General features: G+C 59.5%; 20 protein-coding genes and 1 tRNA gene. 17 read left to right on the top strand and 4 right to left on the bottom strand.

What is annotated here, in order from left to right; all coding sequences use genetic code 11:
- The first annotated feature begins 164 nt into the window (after positions 1-164).
- The 3 genes from ACMU_RS18185 (at position 165) to ACMU_RS18195 (ending at position 3,336) form a co-directional block, all read left to right on the top strand.
- On the top strand, positions 165-1,490 hold the full coding sequence (locus ACMU_RS18185) for a tetratricopeptide repeat protein (protein ID WP_035262835.1): 1,326 nt from the start codon (positions 165-167) through the stop codon (positions 1,488-1,490).
- 81 nt (positions 1,491-1,571) lie between these two features.
- A complete protein-coding gene (locus ACMU_RS18190) occupies positions 1,572-2,624 on the top strand; it encodes a GSCFA domain-containing protein (RefSeq protein ID WP_035262837.1) in 1,053 nt (350 codons plus the stop codon).
- Positions 2,608-3,336: a hypothetical protein gene (locus ACMU_RS18195; RefSeq protein WP_035262840.1), complete on the top strand. Its 729-nt coding sequence runs from the start codon at positions 2,608-2,610 to the stop codon at positions 3,334-3,336. Before ACMU_RS18190 ends, ACMU_RS18195 begins: the two co-directional genes overlap by 17 nt.
- Here ACMU_RS18195 and ACMU_RS18200 read toward each other — a convergent pair.
- Positions 3,333-4,121 (bottom strand): helix-turn-helix domain-containing protein, encoded by a 789-nt coding sequence (locus ACMU_RS18200; protein ID WP_035262843.1) that lies wholly within the window; start codon positions 4,119-4,121, stop codon positions 3,333-3,335. The genes ACMU_RS18195 and ACMU_RS18200 overlap by 4 nt on opposite strands.
- Before the next feature lie 79 nt (positions 4,122-4,200).
- On the opposite strand from ACMU_RS18200, the gene ACMU_RS18205 reads away from it, so the two are divergent.
- The 5 genes from ACMU_RS18205 to ACMU_RS18225 all read left to right on the top strand — a co-directional run bounded on the left by ACMU_RS18205 (position 4,201) and on the right by ACMU_RS18225 (position 6,339).
- Positions 4,201-4,581, top strand: a complete 381-nt coding sequence (locus ACMU_RS18205; protein WP_051588447.1) for an MAPEG family protein — start codon at positions 4,201-4,203, stop codon at positions 4,579-4,581.
- Between the two features lie 73 nt (positions 4,582-4,654).
- A tRNA-Trp gene (locus ACMU_RS18210) sits at positions 4,655-4,730 on the top strand.
- A gap of 127 nt (positions 4,731-4,857) precedes the next feature.
- On the top strand, positions 4,858-5,058 hold the full coding sequence (gene secE, locus ACMU_RS18215) for a preprotein translocase subunit SecE (RefSeq protein WP_035262846.1): 201 nt from the start codon (positions 4,858-4,860) through the stop codon (positions 5,056-5,058).
- Positions 5,059-5,237: 179 nt separating this feature from the next.
- Complete coding sequence (gene nusG / locus ACMU_RS18220) at positions 5,238-5,771, top strand: transcription termination/antitermination protein NusG (RefSeq protein ID WP_035262849.1); 534 nt, start codon at positions 5,238-5,240, stop codon at positions 5,769-5,771.
- A gap of 97 nt (positions 5,772-5,868) precedes the next feature.
- Positions 5,869-6,339 (top strand): DM13 domain-containing protein, encoded by a 471-nt coding sequence (locus tag ACMU_RS18225; RefSeq protein ID WP_035262852.1) that lies wholly within the window; start codon positions 5,869-5,871, stop codon positions 6,337-6,339.
- Between the two features lie 6 nt (positions 6,340-6,345).
- On the opposite strand, the gene ACMU_RS18230 is transcribed toward ACMU_RS18225, so the two are convergent.
- A complete protein-coding gene (locus ACMU_RS18230) occupies positions 6,346-6,759 on the bottom strand; it encodes a VOC family protein (RefSeq protein ID WP_035262855.1) in 414 nt (137 codons plus the stop codon).
- On the opposite strand from ACMU_RS18230, the gene ACMU_RS18235 reads away from it, so the two are divergent.
- The 3 genes from ACMU_RS18235 to rplA all read left to right on the top strand — a co-directional run bounded on the left by ACMU_RS18235 (position 6,667) and on the right by rplA (position 8,319).
- Positions 6,667-6,960 (top strand): hypothetical protein, encoded by a 294-nt coding sequence (locus ACMU_RS18235; protein WP_162531398.1) that lies wholly within the window; start codon positions 6,667-6,669, stop codon positions 6,958-6,960. The genes ACMU_RS18230 and ACMU_RS18235 overlap by 93 nt on opposite strands.
- A 227-nt stretch (positions 6,961-7,187) precedes the next feature.
- Complete coding sequence (gene rplK, locus ACMU_RS18240) at positions 7,188-7,616, top strand: 50S ribosomal protein L11 (RefSeq protein ID WP_035262860.1); 429 nt, start codon at positions 7,188-7,190, stop codon at positions 7,614-7,616.
- A gap of 4 nt (positions 7,617-7,620) precedes the next feature.
- Complete coding sequence (rplA, locus tag ACMU_RS18245) at positions 7,621-8,319, top strand: 50S ribosomal protein L1 (protein ID WP_035262863.1); 699 nt, start codon at positions 7,621-7,623, stop codon at positions 8,317-8,319.
- A gap of 58 nt (positions 8,320-8,377) precedes the next feature.
- On the opposite strand, the gene ACMU_RS18250 is transcribed toward rplA, so the two are convergent.
- Complete coding sequence (locus ACMU_RS18250) at positions 8,378-9,544, bottom strand: MFS transporter (protein WP_035262866.1); 1,167 nt, start codon at positions 9,542-9,544, stop codon at positions 8,378-8,380.
- Positions 9,545-9,610: 66 nt separating this feature from the next.
- Between ACMU_RS18250 and ACMU_RS18255 the strand changes: the two genes are divergently transcribed.
- Positions 9,611-10,012, top strand: coding sequence for a helix-turn-helix domain-containing protein (locus tag ACMU_RS18255; protein WP_035262869.1), 402 nt, complete (start codon positions 9,611-9,613; stop codon positions 10,010-10,012).
- A 43-nt stretch (positions 10,013-10,055) separates the two neighbouring features.
- Here the strand turns inward: ACMU_RS18255 and ACMU_RS18260 are convergent, their stop codons facing one another.
- Positions 10,056-11,210, bottom strand: a complete 1,155-nt coding sequence (locus ACMU_RS18260) for a calcium-binding protein (RefSeq protein WP_051588448.1) — start codon at positions 11,208-11,210, stop codon at positions 10,056-10,058.
- A gap of 475 nt (positions 11,211-11,685) precedes the next feature.
- Between ACMU_RS18260 and rplJ the strand changes: the two genes are divergently transcribed.
- The 5 genes from rplJ (at position 11,686) to rpoC (ending at position 21,621) form a co-directional block, all read left to right on the top strand.
- The gene (gene rplJ / locus ACMU_RS18265; protein ID WP_035262872.1) at positions 11,686-12,204 is read left to right on the top strand and encodes a 50S ribosomal protein L10; all 519 of its coding nucleotides are present in this window, start codon (positions 11,686-11,688) and stop codon (positions 12,202-12,204) included.
- Between the two features lie 68 nt (positions 12,205-12,272).
- Positions 12,273-12,650 (top strand): 50S ribosomal protein L7/L12, encoded by a 378-nt coding sequence (gene rplL, locus ACMU_RS18270; RefSeq protein ID WP_035262876.1) that lies wholly within the window; start codon positions 12,273-12,275, stop codon positions 12,648-12,650.
- A gap of 243 nt (positions 12,651-12,893) precedes the next feature.
- Complete coding sequence (gene rpoB, locus ACMU_RS18275; protein WP_035262879.1) at positions 12,894-17,030, top strand: DNA-directed RNA polymerase subunit beta; 4,137 nt, start codon at positions 12,894-12,896, stop codon at positions 17,028-17,030.
- Positions 17,027-17,401 (top strand): hypothetical protein, encoded by a 375-nt coding sequence (locus ACMU_RS19380; RefSeq protein ID WP_152544683.1) that lies wholly within the window; start codon positions 17,027-17,029, stop codon positions 17,399-17,401. Before rpoB ends, ACMU_RS19380 begins: the two co-directional genes overlap by 4 nt.
- The gene (gene rpoC / locus ACMU_RS18280) at positions 17,398-21,621 is read left to right on the top strand and encodes a DNA-directed RNA polymerase subunit beta' (RefSeq protein ID WP_035262881.1); all 4,224 of its coding nucleotides are present in this window, start codon (positions 17,398-17,400) and stop codon (positions 21,619-21,621) included. Before ACMU_RS19380 ends, rpoC begins: the two co-directional genes overlap by 4 nt.
- Positions 21,622-21,627: the final 6 nt, after the last annotated feature.

Raw genomic sequence — 21,627 nt, forward strand, 5'->3', positions numbered from 1 at the left:
CTCGAAAATCATCGAGTGATCTGAACCGATCCCAAGAATTTGAAAGCCGCCCTTCGGGGCGGCTTTTTCGTGCGTGAATGCAGTGTTGGTTTTGCTGCCATAGTGGTTGAGTTGCTGGACGAATCCGCTAGTTTCGGGCGAGTAATCCCGTAACAGGTAATCCCATGCGCCATTCTTTTACCCTGATCATTGCCGTCGCCCTTGTGCTTGTCAGCCCGGCTGTCGGTAAACCGCTGCTGCGGCACTCGCAGGATACCTATGCCAAGGCCTGTATGGATTGGAACGACAGCTATGAGCGGCTGGTCGAGCTGTGCGAAACCGCGTTGAACGAGCCGGGGCTGTCGGAAAATGATCGTCTGGGGGTCATGGATGTTCTGGGCTGGTCGCATGTGGAACTGGGCGACCTTGCCCGTGCCACCGAAATCTACGACGAAATGCTGACGATCAAGCCGGGCAACGTGGATGCGTTCAACGCATTGGGGTGGATCGAGTGGACGAAAGAGGATTTCGAAGCCGCCGCCGCGCATTTTGGAAGTTCGATGGCGCGCAAGCCAACCGCCGAAGCTTTGGCAGGGCTGGCCGCGTCACGATACAATACCGGCGAGCTGACATTGGACGAAGCTGCGGCGCAGCTGGAAGCGGCCGTAGCAATTGACCCCGATTATTCCTGGCCCCTGGCCCGCCTGGGTTGGAACATGCATGAAGCGGGGCGTTTTGACGAAGCGTTATCGGCCTTTGACCGTGCGATCGAAATTGACGAATTTGACACTTGGGCTTGGGGCGGGCGGGCGCAGACCCTGCGCTATCGTGGCGAATTCCAGGAGGCTTTGGAGGCCATTCAGACCTCTTTGGAAATCGACGAGACCTCGACGTGGGATATCTATGAGAGAGGCCTGATCCTTTTCGACCTGTCCCGTTACAAACAGGCCATCAACGATTTCGACACGACCATGAAAGACTGGCCGGACATCGCCTATGTCCGCGTCATGAAGGCCCGTGCGCTGATTGGGCTGGGACGTGAATTCCACGCTCTCGGCGTTCTGGAACGAGCCGAGGTGGACCTTGGCTATGACTATGACGTGCTGGACTGGCGGGCGTGGCTGTATTCGATAAACGGCATGCGCGAAAAGGCGCTGCAGGATGCAGAAGCGATGATTGCGGCGGATGAAACCAACGCTTGGGCGCATGAAAGGCTGGGTTCCGTTTACATAGAATTTGACGAGAACGACAAGGCGCGGGCTGCCTACGAGAAGGCATTGGAGCTGGAAGAAAACATGGGGTATTCCTTGTTCAAGCTGGCCTCGCTGGACGTTCGCGATGGCGCTTTGGACGAGGGGGAAGCCCGCATGATGAAAGCGCTTGAAGCCGGCATTGACGAGGCCAACATATCGGAATTCGTGGCCGAGCTTTCGGCAAAGTTCGAATATGTGCGGGCCGTACAGTTCCGGGTGAAAGCCCGTGATTACCTGGCAGCGAAAGAAGGCGGTTGAAAACCCTGCCCATCTTGCTTGCGTTCTGATATTCTTAATCAAAATCAGGCAGTACCGTCGCTAAACAGCAGGTTATTTCGCGTGTCACATCCTTATTCCGATCTTCCGCCCAAGGCGTTTTGGCGCGCGGGCGTGGCCGAACAGAACGCATTGCATATTCGCGAGCTTTGGGCGCCCAAATACGCCATCAAACCGCGCCATAAGATTGTCACGGCAGGGTCGTGTTTTGCGCAGCATATCGGCCGGGCGTTGTCGGCGCGCGGCTATCACTGGTTCGACGCCGAACCGGCCAGCGACCATCTGGATGACGATGCGCGCAAACGGTTCAACTATGGCGTTTTCAGCTTTCGCACGGGTAACATTTATACCGCGCGCATGTTGGTGCAGTGGCTGCGGCTGGCGTTGGAAGACACGGACGACGCGCCGGAATTGTGGGAACAGGACGGACGGTTCTTCGATCCGCTCCGCCCGGCCATCGAACCGGGCGGGTTCGTCAGTGCCGACGAAGCGCTGAAATCACGCGCTGCAACGCTGTCCGCGATCCGCCGTGCGGTGACCGAGGGCAACGTGTTCGTTTTCACCATGGGGCTGACCGAAAGTTGGCGGAACCGAGAAACAGGGCAGGAATATGCCCTGTGTCCCGGCACGTTGGCCGGTACGTTTGACGCCGACAAGCATGAGTTCGTGAACCAGGATTTCCCGTCCATCCGCCGCGACATGGCGCAGGCGCTGCGCATGATGCGCACGGTGAACAGCAGCCTCAGGGTGTTGCTGACCGTGTCGCCCGTGCCGCTGACGGCAACGGCGTCGGGGCAGCATGTGCTGACGGCCACGACCTATTCCAAATCGGTGCTGCGCGCGGTCGCAGGGCAATTGCAGGCCGACTATCGGTTCGTGGATTATTTCCCCAGCTACGAGATCATCACCAGCCCGCCGTTCCGCGGTATGTTTTACGCTCCGAATGCGCGCAACGTGGTGCAGGCTGGCGTAAACCACGTGATGGAGAACTTCTTTCACGATCAGGGTGTCAGCAAACCTGCACCCACACCCGCCCCCAAGGTGGTCATGAAAGAAGAACCCACCGCAGATGATGTGAAATGCGAAGAGGAGATGTTGGGTGCTTTCGCCAAATAAGACCCTGTGCATTTACGGCGACAGCCACCTTGCCTCGCTGAAACACGCCTTGGATGCCGGTGTCGATGGCGCCGGTTCCTACACGATCGAATTCTACGGCGCGCCGGGTCCGGAGTTTCGGGGGCTACGCCTGACAGATGACGGGGCGGTCGTGCCCGATGACGAAGCGCTGACCGCGCTGGAGATGGTGAACGGCACGGGGCGCACACGGCTGGAAGGCAGCGATTTCGATGCCTTTCTGTTTCACGGTGCGCGCATGCGGTCGACCGCGTTTATTGCCGAGTTTCTGCATCGTGCGCGTGATGCTGACGGGTTTGTCAGTGCCGCCGTTCGGCGCGCGGCGCTGGAGCGCTGGCTGTCCTCGATCCGGTCGGTGCGCGTGGCCCGGGCCTTTGCCGCAGCGGGTGCGCGCGTGTTCTTTTCGCCGGCACCCTTCGAAGTGCCGGGCGCGGGCGGGCAGAAATACCTGGAAACCTTCCCCGAGGCCGCCAAAGCCGAAGCCAAGGATCGCACGGCGTTGAACGATGAAATTGCCGATGTACTGGCCAAGGACGGAATCACATTCGTTGCGCAGCCAGACGAAACGGTGCAGGGAGGCTGCCTGACCGACGCGGCCTATCAGGTCGAAAATGCCGCCGAAAGCGGGGATTTCCGGCATATGAACGGCGAATATGGCGCGAAAGTTCTGCGTGCCGTTCTGGCGCAGCTTTAACCGCGCAGGATCGTCTGCAGGATTGTCTGCGACGCGGCATCAACCGGCAGCATCATCTCAACCTCGAACCCTTCGACCACGGGATCCTGCGCCGTGGCGATCTGGCCCAGCATCGAGGTCATGCCCATCCGGCTTCCATCTGGGAAGCCGATGGTGAAAGGGATGATCGCGGGCATGGCGCCGGGTTGTGTAATGGCGGTTGGGACATTGTCGAACATCCCGTCCCGCCGCAGGCTCTGCAGACGATCGGCCAGTTTTTGGTCATGTTCGGCGGCCTTGCGCAGGCGAAAGTAGATCGCCGCGCAAACCTGTGTCCAATTCACGACCATCGAGCGCATATGGTCGCTGAGCAGAAGTTCGATCAGGTTGTCAGGTCCCGCGCCGCCGCCCAGGCCAAAGGCGCCGAAAAGAGTGCGGGTATGGCCATTGACGCGCAGGATGTTCCAGCCGGGATCAAGGATCAGCGCGGGATAAGGCCATTGATCCAGGATCTGCACCTGCATCATATCAAGCGCGGCTTCGACATCTTTTCCTGTGTTGCCTTGTTGGGATACCGGGCTGGCAAAACCCGATGCTTCGAACAAGGCGCCGCGCTGTGCGGCGGACAGGTTCAATTCGCTGCACAGCCGCCCCAAGAAGCTGCGTGTTGGCTGCGAGCGCCCGGTTTCAAGAAATGACAGATGCCGTTGCGTTGATCCCAATTGTCCCGCAAGCGCGGATTGGCTGAGACCCAGATCTGCACGGACGGCGCGCAGCTCTTCACCGAAACGTGAGCTTTTGTCCAACTGGCATACCCTCAAAAGGAATTGAATCTATACCCATTTAATCCCATTTCCAGCGTGTTTTCAACAGGGAGGGATCGCCATGGAACAGTGGCTTGTGGCCGGTACGGTCGTATATTTTCTGACAATCATGACCCCGGCAACGATCTTGTTTTTCCGTATCGGGTTCATGCAATATCTGGGCCCACGCGACACGTTGCCCGAGCCGGGCAAAGCCCACGCGCGCGCGATCAAGGCCGATGCCAATTCGCGTGAAAACTTTCCGATCTTTATCGGTCTGGGTATTCTTGCCCTGATCGTGCCCGAGGCACATATGGAACAGGCCCTGCTGGGCACGCAGATGTATGTTCTGGCCCGGATCGCCTATGTTCCGATCTATCTTGCCGGCATTCCGTTCCTGCGTTCTGCGGCCTACATGGTGGGCTGGATCGGTCTGATCCTGATGGGGTTGGCGGTGATTTAGACCCACGACAAGGAAAACGCCAAAACCGGTCTTGATTTCACCGCCGAGGTGCCGTAGGTCGCTGCATGGCCATAGGGGTTTAGCTCAGTTGGTAGAGCATCGGTCTCCAAAACCGAGGGTCGTGGGTTCGAGTCCCTCAGCCCCTGCCAGGCCAGGTTTCCGGACATTCGGATGCAAAGGCTTTGCGGGCCCGTGTTAGGGACCGGTTGCAAGCTTTGCCTTGAATTCCGGCGCGCAAAGGCGTATCTCGCGCCCGTTGACCGAAGGAATTGAGACATGGCCAAGGCGAACCCGCTTCAGTTTATTCAGCAGACCCGCTCGGAGATCTCGAAAGTTGTGTGGCCCACACGGCGCGAGGTTGTCCTGACGACGGTTATGGTGCTGATCCTGGCCACGATCACCGCGATTTTCTTTACCCTTATTGATCTGGGCATCCGCTCTGGCCTGGAATTCGGACTGGGCTGGTTCGACCGGTAAGAAACCGCGCGCCGGGCCTTGAACTGCTGCGCGGTCCTCTGTTATGCGGTCTCACCTTTCAAACGTGGCGTGCATCGAATCAAGTTGCGCGCCGATTTTTTGTTGGGGCAGGCGGCTTGGCCGCGTTAATGGAACATGTATCGGGTACGAGCCCCGGGCGCAGAAGAGGTTGAATTAAGATGGCGAAGCGGTGGTATTCGGTCAGCGTTCTTTCGAATTTCGAAAAGAAGGTGGCCGAGCAGATCAACCAAAACGTGATCGAGAACGGCCTTGAGGACGAGATCGAAGAAGTGCTGGTGCCCACCGAAGAGGTGATCGAAGTGCGCCGCGGCAAGAAGGTCACAACCGAACGACGCTTTATGCCCGGTTACGTTCTTGTCCGTATGGAGATGACCGACCAGGGCTATCACCTGATCAACAACATCAATCGGGTCACCGGGTTCCTTGGCCCGCAAGGCCGCCCGATGCCGATGCGCGATGACGAAGTGAACCAGATCCTCAACCGTGCCGAGGAAGGTGTCGAAGCGCCGCGCTCGCTGATCACCTACGAGGTGGGCGAGCAGGTGAACGTGACCGATGGCCCGTTCGAAGGCTTCGCCGGCATGGTCGAGGAAGTGGACGACGAAAACCAGCGCCTGAAGGTGACCGTGTCGATCTTTGGCCGCGCCACCCCTGTGGAACTCGAATACACGCAGGTCTCGAAAGAGGTCTGACGCTGCGCCGCCTTCGGGCGGCGTTTTTGTTTGCATCCCTGTTGGACGTCCGGGCGTGATCTCGTAACCTGCGATCAGATGGATCGGAGGTTTTGTCATGCGTCGATTGATTATCTGGTTGGTGACCCATGGTGTTGCAGTAGCGTTTGGCTTTGCACTGGGTATCTACCTGCTGCCGATCCTGACCGCGCCGCCATCACCGGATGCGGCTGAGTTGGAACAATCAGCCAGCGACGCGATGTTCACTGCCGATTTGACCCGCGAGTTGCGCGGCAGCGATTTTGTGCATTGGGGCGAGGGCAGCATCAGCATTGCCGCCGACAAGATCGTGCATATGGGCAAGCTGGCGCCGGGGCCGGATTACAAGCTGTACCTGGTTCCGGAATTTGTCGATCACGAGGATGCGTTTGAACCGATCAAAGCAAGCGCCGTGCAGGTGGGCGATGTGAAGACCTTTGACGGGTTCATTCTGGACGTGCCTGCCGGCATCGACGTGACCCAATACAACACCGTGCTGGTCTGGTGCGAGGCATTTGCCGAGTTCATCACCGCGGCCCAGTACCGTTAGTCCCGGCTAGGCCTTGGCTTCGGGGAGTGCGGCGATTAGTTCGACGACGTTCCCGTCAGGGTCCCGGAAAAAGAAGGACCGCCCGCGCCACAACAGGCTGTCGGGCCATGTGCGCTCGCGGATCACCATTCCCAGCCCGTCGAAGCGCGCCAGTTCGGCATCGTAGCGGTCGTCGGAGATCTCAAAGGCTATGTGATCAAACGTCGTGACGAGCGGGTCAATGGCCTGCCCTCGATTAAACAGGGCCAATAGCTGTGGATGCCCCATCTTTGCCAAGGGCGTACCGTTTTGGCAAACCTCCAGAAAGACCACTTGCGGCTCGGTCAAATGAACCGAAAAGCCCAGCATGTCACAATAAAATCGGGTGGCGCGGTCAAGGTCGCTGACGCGCAGGGCCACTTCGGCGATGCCCAGTATCATGTGAATGCCCCCCGTCTTTGTGCGGTTGCCGGGACAAAACTAGCGGGCGATGCCGACAACTTTGTCCTGGAAACCAACTATACATTGGACGAGACCTTTGGCCACCTGAAGGGCTTTTCGGGCACGTTTTACAGCTTTGGCCGGCTGAACCTGAAAACCGGCGAAGGGCTGGTTCGGTATACCGGCGAGATCTGCAAGTGATCGGGGCGGGGCGCGGCATGGTTCGCGCCCCATCCTACCGGGGCCCGCAGGCGGGCAATTTCCGCGCCCGCGGGCTTGCCAAGCGGCCACAGTCAGTGTATGCCGCGCGCCTGTTGTCCCCGGACAACATTCCATGTGGGAGGCGAGGGTTTCGCGAAATCCGGACCTGACCACATCAACCATATCCCGACGGGCGCGCCCGGACGGAGTTGAAAAGGAGAAGGCCAATGGCCAAGAAACTTGCTGGCAGCATGAAGCTGCAGGTGCCTGCCGGTCAGGCAAACCCCAGCCCGCCCGTGGGCCCGGCGCTGGGTCAGCGCGGCATCAACATCATGGAATTCTGCAAGGCGTTCAACGCCAAGACGCAGGAACTGGAACCTGGTGCGCCGTGCCCGACGATCATCACCTATTACCAGGACAAGTCCTTTACCATGGACATCAAGACGCCGCCCGCGTCTTACTTCCTGAAAAAAGCCGCCAAGCTGAAATCGGCCGCCAATAACCCGGGTCGCGAGACCGTGGGCTCGGTGACCGTTGCGCAGGTGAAAGAGATCGCCGAAGCCAAGATGAAGGATCTGAACGCCAACGATATCGATGCGGCGATGCAGATCATCCTGGGGTCGGCCCGGTCGATGGGTATCGAGGTGAAAGGGTAATCTGATGGCAAATGTTGGAAAACGTACCGCTGCCGCCCGCGACGCCATTGGCGAAAAAGCCAATGTGACCGTGGAAGAAGCAGTTGCCCTGGTCAAAGGCAATGCCAAGGCCAAGTTTGACGAAACCATCGAGATCGCGATGAACCTGGGCGTTGATACCCGTCACGCTGACCAGATGGTGCGCGGCACTGTCAACCTGCCGAACGGCACGGGCAAGTCGGTGCGCGTTGCTGTGTTCGCACGTGGCGCAAAAGCCGAAGAAGCGCAGGCCGCAGGTGCCGACATTGTGGGCGCCGAAGATCTGATGGAAACCGTTCAGGGCGGCACGATCGAGTTTGATCGCTGCATCGCAACCCCGGACATGATGCCGATCGTTGGCCGTCTGGGTAAAATCCTGGGCCCGCGTAACCTGATGCCGAACCCCAAGGTGGGCACCGTGACCATGGATGTCACCGATGCGGTGAAAAACGCCAAAGGTGGTGAAGTTCAGTTCCGCGCCGAAAAGGCCGGTGTTGTGCACGCGGGTGTTGGCAAAGCGTCCTTCGACGAAGCCAAGCTGGTTGAAAACGTCCGTGCCTTTGTGGACGCGGTTCAGAAAGCCAAGCCGACCGGTGCCAAGGGTGCTTACATGAAAAAGGTCTCGCTCAGCTCGACCATGGGTCCGGGCATCTCGATCTCGGTCGACAGCGCCACCGGCAACTAAGCCGACCTGTTCAGAATTTGAGGAAAGGGCGCCTGGTTGGGCGCCCTTTTTCGTTGGCTCAGTCCAGGGATGTGCGGCGCAGAACTGCACCCACCGCCAATGCACCCGCCGCAACCGTCGCGGTCACATAGAGTGCTGCAAAGCCATATCCTTCGATCAGGGCTTGGCTGGCAAAGGGGGACAGGATCTGCCCCAGATAGACAGCCGTGGTCAACGCGCCCAAAGCCAGCCCACGCCGGTGGTCCGGTGCTGTGGCCAGAGCCAGCGCAGGCAAGGCGGGCGAGACCAACGCAAAGCCGACCCCAACCATCGCCGCACCAGCTGTCAGGATCAACAGCCCCGTCGCAGGGGCAAGGATGGCAAAGCCGATTGCCATGGCCCCATATCCAAGTGCCAAAACGCGTTGCGACCCAAGCAGCCCCGCCAAAGCGCGATACCGCAGGGCAGCGAGCGCACCGGCAAGGGTTAAAGTACCCATGGTGATACCGGTCGAACTGGCTGGTGGATGGCCCAGCGATTGCACGTAGAACGGCATTTGTGTCGGCATGATGAAAAAGGTCATTGCTGTCACCATTTGCAGCGCACAAATAGCAGCCAGCGGCACAGCCCACCCTCTGGTTTCTTCTTGGGTTGAGGTGTTTTTGCTTTCGACTCGCGGCACGTCCTGCACAGCACGCCATGTGATCCAAAGGACAAGCAGCGCCGAAATGTAGATGCCGAATGGCAGTCGGGTTGAGATGCTGGCCAACATCCCGGCCCCCACGATCCCCAGCATGCCACCAAAGTTGCGTGCCGAAATCTGCAGGCCCAGAACTCCGGCCCGGCGCTCGCCAAGAAAGAGGTCGCCGACAAGCGCGGCGGATGTCGTCAGCACCAGCGCCACGGCGACACCCAGCACCAACCGCGAGACAAAGATTGCCTCCAGCGACATGGGCCACAATGGCGCGGCGCCGGCCACGACATACAGCGCCAAACCTCCCAGCAGCAGTGGCCGGCGGCCAAAACGGTCGGCCAATGCGCCGACAAAGGGTGCAATTGCCATCGCGGTAATCGACGGCGCCGGCACCAAAAGCCGCGTCAGCATCGCGGCGTTGGGATTGTTGGGATAAAGGGCCTCGATCCCCGGCAGGGCGGGGCTGATGGTGGAATTGGCCATGGTGATCAGCGCGGCACAAAGGATCAACGCGGCGGCGGCGGGTTCGCGCCAGAGGGGCGGAGAGGGCATAGCAGTAACCTTGTGAAAGTTGGCGATGCCGGGCAAACTGCCACTTGAAGCTGACTTGAGGTCAATATGAAACTCATGGATATTGGTGAGGTTTCGGCGCAAGCAGGCATGACGCCGGCAACGCTGCGGTATTACGAAGAGATCGGCCTGATCCGGTCGGCGGGGCGAAACGGGTTGCGTCGGCAATACGGGGCCGAGGTGCCGATCCAGCTGGCGTTAATCGCGCTGGGCAAGGCCGCCGGGTTTTCGTTGAAAGAGATCTCGGGCATGTTTGGGCCTGATGGCACCCCGGACCTGCCGCGCGACGAATTGCGGCAACGTGCCGAAGCCCTGGACAAACAGATACGCGAGCTTGAAACGCTGCGTGACGCAATGATCCATGTAGCCGACTGCCCCGCGCCATCGCATCTGGAATGCCCGACATTCCAGCGTTTGATGCGGGTGGCGGTTGGGCGCAGCGGGCGGTGACGTTAAGCGCTGCGCTGGCCCTCGGTGAAGGCAAAGCCGGAGGCTAAATCAGAAAGTCGATGTCGTCGAAATCAGCCACGCTCCAGCCTACCAATGTTAGGGTTTCGGTGGCAGAGAACGTCAGAACAAGGTTTCCGTCAATGTCGCTGGCCACGGCTTCGACGTCGTCGATCGCGTTCAGCCCTGAGATGCCCGTCAGGTCGATGGTATCTTTGCCGGCCAGATCTGCAATGGTGTCGTGACCAAATTGATCGGCAAAGACAAATGTGTCTTTGCCACCACCGCCGTCAAGAAGGTCATCACCCGCCCCGCCGATCAGGGTGTCGTTGTTGCGCTGGCCCCGCAGCGTGTCGTTCCCTGAACCACCCACCAACAGGTCGTCGTCGTTATGTCCTTCCAGCAGGTCATCGCCGGCGCCGCCGAACATGGAATCGGCCCCGACGAACCCATCCATCGTGTCGTCATCGGCCCCGCCGAACATGGTATCATCGCCATAGCCGCCAAAAATGGTGTCGTTGCCCGAGCCGCCAAACAGGATGTCGTGGCCGATTTGCGGCGTGTGGGAAAAGTCGGGGACATCGTCGCCCTCGATAACATCGTCCCCGGCCCCGCCAAGGATTACGTCATCGCCGTCCCAACCCAAAAGGGTGTCGTCACCGTGCAGGCCGATCAGAACGTCGTCACCGTCGCGGCCGTTCATATAGTTGGCGCTGGCATTGCCGGTGATCTGATCGCCGAACTCACTGGCATAGATGTTTTCGATGCTGTTCAGCCAAACTGTGCCGAACTCGGTCACTTGCCCCGATGTCAGGCGCAGGTCCAGGACCAGCGGTTCGGCTGCAAGGCTGACCACGAGGTTGAGCGTGTCCGACCCGCTGCCGCCAAAGAAAAGGCTGGTGCCGACATCCCAAGTGATGGAATCTTCGCCATCGCCCCCAAACACCCAGTCATCCCCGGCGCCGGGGGCAAGATTGTCGTCGCCGTTGCCCCCAAACAGCCGGTCGTTACCTTCGCCAGCGTAAAGGTAATCGACGCCGTCGCCGCCAAAAAGCCAATCATTATCGAGTTCGCCATAAAGGGTGTCGTTGCCTTCCAGACCCCAAAGCCAGTCGTTGCCTTCATAGCCGTTGATGGTATCCGCGTCGGGGGTTCCTATAAGTTTCGGATCATCACCGCTTGTACCGCCTACAAATGGCATGTGGAGCTCCTGAAAATGGCTATGCCGACGTTGCGTGTTGTTTTGAACGAGTCGCATGAGATTTTAAGCCGAAAATAATCAACAGGTGTGACAAACTTGGCTGTGCCAGCTGCTTGGCCAGTGCGCCGCGACCGTCAGGTGGTACAACTGAAGGCAGGCGCGCCGGGATTCGGTGATTTGAGTGTCGCAATTCTGTAATTATTTCTTGCCCAAGCGGCCAAATCCAAATACATCCCAATCTCGCAATACAGCGTGCGATTCGTCGTGCGCTGTTTTGCGTTTCGTCCAAGACGGTGGGTGAGGTATTCCATACCTCTTAATTTCCTGCCTGAGACGGGAAAGATACCAGAACAACCGAGGGGCAACCTCGGGCGATTTTGGTTCAGCCCCGTAATGCGGACCTGAACGCCTGTCGCGGACGCGGCGGGTAGAATAGAGCCGGGGGGTGAGAGCCCCTCAAATTTGGAGTGAAACTGTGGATAGAGCCCAGAAAGAGAAATTGGTCGACGAACTCGGCCAGATCTTTGAAAGCTCTGGCGTTGTGGTTGTAAGCCACTACGCGGGTCTGACAGTTGCTGAGATGCAGGATCTGCGTGCACGCATGCGCGAAGCAGGTGGATCCGTACGCGTTGCCAAGAACAGGCTCGCCAAAATCGCCCTGGAAGGAAAGCCCTGCGCAAGCATCGCCGATCTTCTTTCGGGCATGACCGTCCTTTCCTATTCGGAAGACCCCGTGGCTGCTGCCAAGGTCGCCGAAGCATATGCCAAGGATAACGAGAATTTCGTAATCCTCGGCGGTGCAATGGGAGAGACGGCTCTGGACCGTGCTGGTGTGAAAGCCGTATCCGAAATGCCGTCGCGCGAGGAGCTTATTGCCTCGATCGTTGGCTGCATCGGTGCGCCTGCTTCGAACATCGCCGGTGCCATTGGCGCCCCTGCTTCGAACATCGCAAGCATCCTCTCGACCATCGAGGAGCGCGCGGAAGCCGCTTAAGCAACACATGGCCCGCGTGGGGTTGAAAATCACCACGTTGGAACACATCTGAACGAACGGAAGTAAAAATGGCTGATCTGAAAGCACTTGCTGAAAGCATTGTTGGTCTGACCCTGCTGGAAGCCCAAGAACTGAAAACCATCCTGAAAGACGAGTACGGCATCGAGCCCGCAGCTGGCGGCGCCGTAATGGTCGCAGGCGCAGCTGGTGGCGACGCCGGTGCCGCTGCAGAAGAGAAAACCGAATTTGACGTTGTACTGAAAAATGCTGGCGGCCAGAAAATCGCCGTCATCAAAGAAGTACGCGGCATCACCGGCCTGGGTCTGAAAGAGGCCAAGTCGCTGGTTGAAGAAGGCGGTAAAATCAAAGAAGGCGTCGACAAAGCCGAAGCCGAAGACATCAAAGCCAAGCTGGAAGCAGCTGGCGCCGAAGTCGAGCTGGCCTAAGGCCCGTTGCGACCTTAGGGTTGCAGCAACACATTCAAGGCTGGGTCCGGGAAAACCGGTCCCAGCCGAACCTGTCTTAGAAAGGGGCCTGCAGATGTGGCCGTTTTCTAAGGCGGTGTTCAAGGTTCGGGAGCGGCCGGTGGGACGGCACGCAGGAATGGAACCTCACCCCTTCATTCGTGAGCGGCGCGCAGCCGGGGCCCGACGGCCTGCGCAGCCGGCAGACGAAAGGTAAAGACGCATATGGCGCAGACTTATGTTGGCCAGAAACGCATCCGCAAATTCTATGGCAAAATCCGCGAAGTGCTGGAGATGCCGAACCTGATCGAGGTTCAGAAATCCTCGTATGACCTGTTCCTGAAGTCGGGCGATCAGCCCGTCGCCACCGATGGCGAAGGCATTCAGGGTGTGTTCCAGTCGGTCTTCCCGATCAAGGATTTCAACGAGACCGCCGTACTGGAATTTGTCCGGTACGAGTTGGAACGTCCCAAGTATGACGTGGATGAATGTCAACAGCGTGACATGACCTACAGTGCGCCGTTGAAGGTGACGCTGCGCCTCATCGTGTTTGATGTCGATGAAGACACCGGTGCGAAATCGGTTAAGGACATCAAGGAACAAGACGTCTTTATGGGCGACATGCCCCTGATGACGCCGAACGGCACGTTTGTTGTGAACGGCACCGAGCGTGTGATCGTTTCCCAGATGCACCGCTCGCCCGGTGTGTTCTTTGACCATGACAAAGGCAAAACGCACAGCTCGGGCAAGCTGTTGTTTGCCTGCCGCATCATCCCCTATCGCGGCTCGTGGCTGGATTTCGAACTGGACGCCAAAGACATCGTGTTCGCCCGCGTTGACCGTCGCCGCAAACTGCCGGTGACCACGCTGCTTTACGCGCTGGGTCTGGACCAGGAAGGCATCATGGATGCCTATTACGACACCGTGAATTACCGGTTGGAGAAGAACAAAGGTTGGGCCACCAAGTTCTTCCCCGAACGCGTGCGCGGTACCCGCCCGACGTTTGATCTGGTGGATGCCGGTACGGGCGAAGTGATCGGCGAAGCGGGCAAGAAAGTCACCCCTCGTGCGGTCAAGAAGCTGATCGACGAAGGCAAGGTGACCGAGCTGCTGGTGCCGTTCGACAATATCGTTGGCAAATACGTGGCCAAGGACATCATCAACGAAGACACCGGCTATATCTATGTCGAGGCTGGCGACGAGCTGACCTGGGAAGTGGACAAGGACGGCGAAGTGACCGGTGGGTCGCTGAAAGAGCTGATGGATGCCGGTTTCACCGACATCCCGGTTCTGGACATCGACAACGTCAATGTCGGCCCCTACATCCGCAACACCATGGCCGCCGACAAGAACATGGGCCGTGACACCGCGCTGATGGACATCTATCGCGTGATGCGTCCGGGCGAACCGCCCACCGTCGAAGCCGCAAGCGCGTTGTTTGACACGCTGTTCTTTGACAGCGAGCGTTATGACCTGTCGGCTGTGGGTCGCGTAAAGATGAACATGCGCCTGGCGCTGGACGCCGAAGACACCCAACGCACCCTGCGCAAGGAAGACATCATCGCCTGTATCAAGGCGCTGGTGGAACTGCGCGACGGCAAGGGCGACATCGACGATATCGACCATCTGGGCAACCGCCGTGTGCGCTCGGTTGGTGAGTTGATGGAGAACCAGTACCGCGTGGGTCTGCTGCGGATGGAGCGCGCGATCAAGGAGCGCATGTCGGCGGTCGAGATCGACACCGTCATGCCGCAGGATCTGATCAACGCCAAACCTGCCGCCGCGGCTGTGCGTGAATTCTTTGGCAGCTCGCAGCTGTCGCAGTTCATGGACCAGACCAACCCCTTGTCGGAAGTCACCCACAAACGCCGCCTGTCGGCGCTTGGCCCGGGCGGTCTGACCCGCGAACGCGCCGGGTTCGAGGTGCGCGACGTGCACCCGACCCATTACGGCCGCATGTGTCCGATTGAAACGCCCGAGGGTCCGAACATTGGCCTGATCAACTCGCTGGCCACCTATGCCCGCGTGAACAAATACGGCTTTATCGAAACCCCGTACCGCAAAGTGGAAGACGGCCAGGTCACCGACGAGGTGAACTATATGTCCGCCACCGAGGAAATGCGCCACACCGTGGCCCAGGCCAACGCCAACCTCGATGATGCGGGCCGGTTCCAGAACGATCTGGTGAACACCCGTCAGTCGGGCGAATACACCATGGCGCCGCGCGAAAGCGTCGACCTGATCGACGTATCGCCGAAACAGCTGGTGTCGGTTGCGGCCTCGCTGATCCCGTTTTTGGAAAACGACGACGCCAACCGCGCGCTGATGGGCTCGAACATGCAACGTCAGGCCGTGCCGCTGTTGCAGGCGGATGCGCCGTTTGTCGGCACCGGCATCGAACGCGTTGTGGCCCAGGACTCGGGCGCGGCCATCATGGCGCGTCGCGGCGGTGTGATCGACCAGGTGGACGCCACCCGGATCGTGATCCGCGCCACCGAGAACCTGGAACCCGGTGACCCCGGCGTTGACATCTATCGTCTGCGCAAGTTCCAGCGGTCTAACCAGAACACCTGCATCAACCAGCGCCCGCTGGTGAAGGTGGGCGACCGTGTGACCACCAACGAGGTGATTGCAGACGGCCCGTCGACCGATATGGGCGAACTGGCGCTGGGCAAAAACGTGGTCGTCGCGTTTATGCCGTGGAATGGCTATAACTACGAGGACTCGATCCTGATCTCGGAACGGGTGGCGCGCGATGACGTGTTCACCTCGATCCATATCGAAGAGTTCGAAGTGGCCGCCCGCGACACCAAGCTGGGCCCCGAAGAGATCACCCGCGACATCCCGAATGTGGGCGAAGAAGCGCTGCGTAACCTCGACGAGGCCGGCATCGTTTACATCGGCGCCGAGGTTGGTCCGGCAGACATCCTGGTGGGTAAGATCACGCCCAAAGGCGAAAGCCCGATGACGCCCGAGGAGAAACTGCTGCGTGCGATCTTTGGCGAGAAAGCCAGCGACGTGCGCGACACCTCGCTGCGCCTGCCGCCGGGTGACTTCGGCACGGTTGTTGAGGTGCGCGTCTTTAACCGCCACGGTGTGGAAAAAGACGAACGTGCCCTGCAGATCGAGCGCGAAGAGGTGGAAAGCCTGGCCCGTGACCGCGATGACGAGCTGCACATTCTGGAGCGCAACATCTATGCGCGTCTGAAAGGCATGCTGCTGGGCAAAACCGCGGTCAAAGGCCCCAAAGGTGTGCCCGCCAATGCCGAGATCACCGAAGACCTGCTGGAAATGCTGACCAAGGGTCAGTGGTGGCAGCTGGCCCTGGCCGAAGAGACCGACGCCGCGCAGGTTGAGGCGCTGAACGAACAGTTCGAGGCGCAGAAACGCGCGCTGGAACACCGGTTCGAGGATAAGGTCGAAAAGGTCCGCCGTGGCGACGACCTGCCGCCGGGTGTGATGAAGATGGTCAAGGTCTTCATCGCGGTGAAGCGAAAGCTGCAGCCGGGCGACAAGATGGCCGGCCGTCACGGGAACAAAGGGGTTATCTCTCGCGTTGTGCCGATGGAGGACATGCCGTTCCTCGAGGATGGGACCCCGGTTGATTTCTGTCTGAACCCGCTGGGCGTGCCGTCGCGTATGAACGTTGGTCAGATCCTTGAAACCCATATGGGTTGGGCTGCGCGCGGTCTGGGTCTGAAAATCGATGACGCGCTGGGCGAATACAAACGCTCGGGCGATCTGACCCCGGTGAAAGAGGCGCTGCGCATTGCCTATGGCGATGACGTTTACGAGGAAGGCCTGGCCGATCTGGACGAGGCTGACCTGGTGGAACGCGCCGGCAATGTCACGCGCGGCGTGCCGATTGCCACGCCGGTCTTTGACGGGGCCAAGGAAAGCGATGTGAACGACGCGCTGCTGCGCGCCGGTTTCTCGGAAAGCGGCCAGTCGCGGCTGTTTGACGGGCGCTCGGGCGAACAGTTTGCACGTCCGGTGACGGTGGGTGTGAAATACCTGCTGAAACTGCACCACCTGGTGGATGACAAGATCCACGCCCGTTCGACCGGTCCGTACTCGCTTGTCACCCAGCAGCCGCTGGGTGGTAAGGCGCAGTTCGGTGGCCAGCGCTTTGGTGAGATGGAGGTCTGGGCTCTGGAAGCTTACGGCGCCGCCTACACCTTGCAGGAGATGCTGACGGTGAAATCGGATGACGTGGCGGGCCGGACCAAGGTCTATGAAAGCATCGTGAAGGGCGAAGACAACTTCGAGGCCGGCGTGCCGGAATCGTTTAACGTTCTCGTCAAAGAGGTCCGGGGTCTGGGCCTCAATATGGAACTCCTGGATGCGGAGGGTGAAGAGTGAAGTCTCTGATCGTCGCCTCTGCCTTAATGCCCGGGGCACTATATGCTTTCGAGCAGTCGGCGTACATCACGACCATTGAAATTCCGCCGTGTCATTTCGGAGGAGGTTACAATGCCAATGGCAAACCTTGCGGGTTTTCCCACGCTTTTTCTGAAGCTGATTTGACTCCTGTTCAAAGGCAAGCTGCCTTTGAACATTGCACGGATCGGTTTGGTGAGGGTGCGTTTGTATCCGGGTGGTTGGAAAGCAACAAACCACATGCCCATGCCTCAAAAATTGTGACTGGCGAAAATGGCTTGCAATTTGACATCACGCTGCCTGTCTATCGCTACACGCCCGAATGCTCTGAGCCTGGAAAGGAACTCCAATGAACCAGGAACTGACAACCAACCCGTTCAACCCGCTGACCCCGCCCAAGGCGTTTGACGAGATCAAGGTCTCGCTGGCCTCGCCCGAGCGGATCCTGTCGTGGTCTTATGGCGAGATCAAAAAGCCCGAAACCATCAACTATCGGACGTTCAAGCCCGAACGTGACGGCCTGTTCTGTGCCCGTATCTTTGGCCCGATCAAAGATTACGAATGCCTGTGCGGTAAATATAAGCGCATGAAGTATCGCGGCGTTGTCTGCGAGAAATGTGGTGTCGAGGTGACGCTGCAAAAGGTGCGCCGTGAGCGTATGGGCCATATCGAACTGGCCGCGCCCGTGGCGCATATCTGGTTCCTCAAGTCGCTGCCCAGCCGCATCGGCCTGATGCTGGACATGACCCTGCGCGATCTGGAGCGGGTTCTGTATTTTGAGAACTACGTGGTGATCGAACCCGGTCTGACCGATCTGACCTATGGCCAGATGATGACCGAGGAAGAGTTCATGGACGCCCAGGATGCCTATGGCATGGATGCGTTCACCGCCGGTATCGGCGCCGAGGCGATCCGCGAAATGCTGAGCCAGATTGATCTGGAGAGCGAGGCCGAGCGCCTGCGCGAAGAGCTGAAGGAAGCCACCGGCGAGCTGAAGCCCAAGAAGATCATCAAGCGTCTGAAAGTGGTCGAAAGCTTCCTGGAATCGGGCAACCGCCCGGAATGGATGATCATGACCGTTGTGCCGGTTATTCCGCCGGAACTGCGCCCGCTGGTGCCGCTGGATGGTGGCCGGTTCGCCACCTCGGACCTGAACGACCTGTATCGCCGGGTGATCAACCGGAACAACCGCCTGAAGCGCCTGATCGAGCTGCGTGCGCCCGATATCATCGTGCGCAACGAAAAGCGGATGCTGCAGGAATCGGTGGACGCGCTGTTTGACAATGGCCGCCGTGGTCGCGTGATCACCGGCGCCAACAAGCGCCCGCTGAAATCGCTCAGCGACATGCTGAAGGGTAAACAGGGCCGGTTCCGTCAGAACCTTCTGGGCAAGCGGGTCGATTTCTCGGGCCGTTCGGTGATTGTGACCGGTCCGGAACTGAAGCTGCACCAATGTGGTCTGCCCAAGAAGATGGCGCTGGAGTTGTTCAAGCCGTTTATCTACAGCCGGCTTGAGGCCAAAGGTCTGTCGTCAACCGTGAAGCAGGCCAAGAAGCTGGTGGAAAAGGAACGCCCCGAGGTTTGGGACATTCTGGATGAGGTGATCCGCGAACATCCTGTGATGCTGAACCGGGCGCCGACGCTGCACCGGTTGGGCATTCAGGCGTTTGAACCCACGCTGATCGAAGGCAAGGCCATTCAGCTGCACCCGCTGGTCTGCTCGGCCTTTAACGCCGACTTTGACGGCGACCAGATGGCCGTGCACGTGCCGCTGAGCCTCGAGGCCCAGCTGGAAGCGCGCGTGTTGATGATGTCGACGAACAACGTTCTGTCGCCCGCCAACGGTGCGCCGATCATCGTGCCGTCGCAGGATATGATCCTGGGCCTCTACTACATCACGCTGGAGCGTGAGGGTATGAAAGGTCAGGGCATGGTTTTTGGTTCGGTCGAAGAGATCGAACACGCACTGAACTCGGGCGAGGTGCATCTGCACGCCAAGATCCAGGCCCGCGTCAAGCAGATCGACGAGGAAGGTAACGAGGTTTACCAACGCTTCGAAACCACCCCGGGTCGGGTCCGCCTGGGCGCGCTGCTGCCGCTGAACGCCAAGGCGCCGTTCAAACTGGTCAACCGTTTGCTTCGGAAGAAAGAAGTGCAGCAGGTGATCGACACCGTCTACCGCTATTGTGGTCAGAAAGAGTCGGTTATCTTCTGTGACCAGATCATGACCATGGGCTTCCGCGAGGCGTTCAAGGCCGGCATCTCGTTCGGTAAGGACGACATGCTGATCCCGGACACCAAGTGGACCATCGTGAACGACGTTCGCGATCAGGTGAAAGAGTTCGAACAACAGTACATGGACGGCCTGATCACACAGGGCGAGAAGTACAACAAAGTTGTCGATGCTTGGTCGAAATGTTCCGATCAGGTGGCCGACGCGATGATGGGCGAAATCTCGGCCGTGCGCGTGGACGACGCGGGCGCCGAAAAGGAACCCAACAGCGTTTACATGATGTCGCATTCAGGTGCGCGTGGTTCGCCCGCGCAGATGAAGCAGCTGGGCGGGATGCGCGGTCTGATGGCCAAACCGTCGGGCGAGATCATCGAAACGCCGATCATCTCGAACTTTAAAGAAGGTCTGACCGTGCTCGAGTACTTCAACTCGACCCACGGTGCGCGTAAGGGTCTGGCCGATACGGCACTGAAGACGGCGAACTCGGGTTATCTGACCCGCCGTCTGGTGGACGTGGCGCAGGATTGTATCGTGCGGATGAAGGATTGTGGCACCGACAAGGGCATCACCGCCGAAGCCGCCGTGAACGATGGTGAAGTGGTTGCTTCGCTTTCCGAACGCCTGCTGGGCCGTGTAGCCGCAGACGACGTTCTGCGCCCGGGCACCGACGAGGTGATCGTCAGCCGCAACGAGTTGATCGACGAACGCAAGGCCGACGCCATCGAGGCTGCTGGTCTGGCCAACGTGCGCATCCGCTCGCCGCTGACCTGTGAGGCCGAAGAGGGTGTTTGCGCCATGTGCTATGGCCGTGACCTGGCTCGTGGTACGCTGGTGAACGTTGGCGAGGCCGTGGGCATCATCGCGGCACAGTCGATCGGTGAACCCGGCACGCAGCTGACGATGCGGACCTTCCACATCGGCGGCATTGCGCAAGGTGGTCAGCAGTCGTTCCAGGAAGCCAGCCAGGAAGGCAAGATCGAGTTGCGGAACTCGAACCTGCTGGAAAACGCGTCCGGCGAGCAGATCGTTATGGGCCGCAACATGGTTCTGGCGATCATCGACGAGAACGGTCAGGAACGTGCCAGCCACAAGCTGGGTTACGGCACCAAGGTGCACGTGACCGATGGCGCCGACGTGGCGCGTGGTGACAAGCTGTTCGAATGGGACCCGTTCACCCTGCCGATCATCGCCGAAAAGCCGGGTGTTGCGAAATTCGTTGACCTGGTCACCGGCATTTCGGTCCGCGAGGATACCGACGATGCTACCGGTATGACGCAGAAGATCGTGTCGGACTGGCGGTCGGCGCCGAAAGGCAACGACCTCAAGCCCGAGATCATCCTGGTTGATCCGGCCAATGGCGAGCCGCTGCGCAACGACGCGGGCAACCCGATCACCTATCCGATGTCGGTTGACGCCATTCTGTCGATCGAAGACGGGCAAGAGGTGAAGGCCGGTGACGTTGTCGCGCGTATCCCGCGCGAAGGCGCCAAGACCAAGGACATCACCGGTGGTCTGCCGCGTGTGGCCGAACTCTTTGAGGCCCGCCGCCCCAAAGACCACGCCATCATCGCCGAGATCGACGGCTATGTGCGCTTTGGCCGCGACTACAAGAACAAGCGTCGCATTTCGATCGAGCCCAGCGAAGACGGGCGCGATCCGGTCGAATACATGGTGCCCAAGGGCAAGCACATCCCGGTGCAGGAAGGCGACTTCGTTCAGAAGGGCGACTATATCATGGACGGCAACCCGGCGCCGCATGACATCCTGGCCATCATGGGTGTCGAAGCGCTGGCTGATTACATGATCGACGAAGTGCAGGACGTGTACCGGCTGCAGGGCGTGAAGATCAACGATAAGCATATCGAAGTGATCGTGCGCCAGATGCTGCAAAAGTGGGAGATCCTCGACAGCGGCGACACCACCCTTCTGAAGGGTGAAAATGTCGACAAGATGGAGTTCGACGAGGCCAACGAAAAGGCGGAATCGCGTGGCGGTCGTCCGGCATCGGGTCAGCCGATCCTGCTGGGTATCACCAAGGCGTCGCTGCAAACCCGCAGCTTCATCTCGGCCGCTTCGTTCCAGGAAACCACCCGCGTTCTGACCGAAGTGTCGGTTCAGGGCAAACGCGACAAGCTGGTGGGCCTGAAAGAGAACGTCATCGTGGGTCGCCTGATCCCCGCCGGTACCGGCGGCGCCACGCAGCGCGTGCGCCGCATCGCCGGCGAGCGCGACCAGAAGGTCATCGATCAGCGTCAGGCCGAGGCGGAAGAAGCCGTGGCACTGGCCGCGCCGCTGGATGACATGGCCGAAGGCATGACCGGCGAAGCACGCGACGAATAAGCGCGC

The organism is Actibacterium mucosum KCTC 23349, assembly GCF_000647975.1.
GTDB classification, from domain to species: domain Bacteria; phylum Pseudomonadota; class Alphaproteobacteria; order Rhodobacterales; family Rhodobacteraceae; genus Actibacterium; species Actibacterium mucosum.

What these genes read in the sequence shown, in the direction of transcription:
- nusG (WP_035262849.1), top strand. Translation starts at nt 5,238, where the DNA reads ATGGCGAAGCGGTGGTATTCGGTCAGCGTTCTTTCGAATTTCGAAAAG.
- rplL (WP_035262876.1), top strand. Translation starts at nt 12,273, where the DNA reads ATGGCTGATCTGAAAGCACTTGCTGAAAGCATTGTTGGTCTGACCCTG.
- ACMU_RS18250 (WP_035262866.1), bottom strand. Translation starts at nt 9,544, where the DNA reads ATGCCCTCTCCGCCCCTCTGGCGCGAACCCGCCGCCGCCGCGTTGATC.
- ACMU_RS18260 (WP_051588448.1), bottom strand. Translation starts at nt 11,210, where the DNA reads ATGCCATTTGTAGGCGGTACAAGCGGTGATGATCCGAAACTTATAGGA.
- ACMU_RS18235 (WP_162531398.1), top strand. Translation starts at nt 6,667, where the DNA reads ATGAACCGAAAAGCCCAGCATGTCACAATAAAATCGGGTGGCGCGGTC.
- rpoC (WP_035262881.1), top strand. Translation starts at nt 17,398, where the DNA reads ATGAACCAGGAACTGACAACCAACCCGTTCAACCCGCTGACCCCGCCC.
- rpoB (WP_035262879.1), top strand. Translation starts at nt 12,894, where the DNA reads ATGGCGCAGACTTATGTTGGCCAGAAACGCATCCGCAAATTCTATGGC.
- ACMU_RS18230 (WP_035262855.1), bottom strand. Translation starts at nt 6,759, where the DNA reads ATGATACTGGGCATCGCCGAAGTGGCCCTGCGCGTCAGCGACCTTGAC.
- ACMU_RS18205 (WP_051588447.1), top strand. Translation starts at nt 4,201, where the DNA reads ATGGAACAGTGGCTTGTGGCCGGTACGGTCGTATATTTTCTGACAATC.
- secE (WP_035262846.1), top strand. Translation starts at nt 4,858, where the DNA reads ATGGCCAAGGCGAACCCGCTTCAGTTTATTCAGCAGACCCGCTCGGAG.
- ACMU_RS18185 (WP_035262835.1), top strand. Translation starts at nt 165, where the DNA reads ATGCGCCATTCTTTTACCCTGATCATTGCCGTCGCCCTTGTGCTTGTC.
- ACMU_RS18255 (WP_035262869.1), top strand. Translation starts at nt 9,611, where the DNA reads ATGAAACTCATGGATATTGGTGAGGTTTCGGCGCAAGCAGGCATGACG.
- rplA (WP_035262863.1), top strand. Translation starts at nt 7,621, where the DNA reads ATGGCAAATGTTGGAAAACGTACCGCTGCCGCCCGCGACGCCATTGGC.
- ACMU_RS18225 (WP_035262852.1), top strand. Translation starts at nt 5,869, where the DNA reads ATGCGTCGATTGATTATCTGGTTGGTGACCCATGGTGTTGCAGTAGCG.
- rplK (WP_035262860.1), top strand. Translation starts at nt 7,188, where the DNA reads ATGGCCAAGAAACTTGCTGGCAGCATGAAGCTGCAGGTGCCTGCCGGT.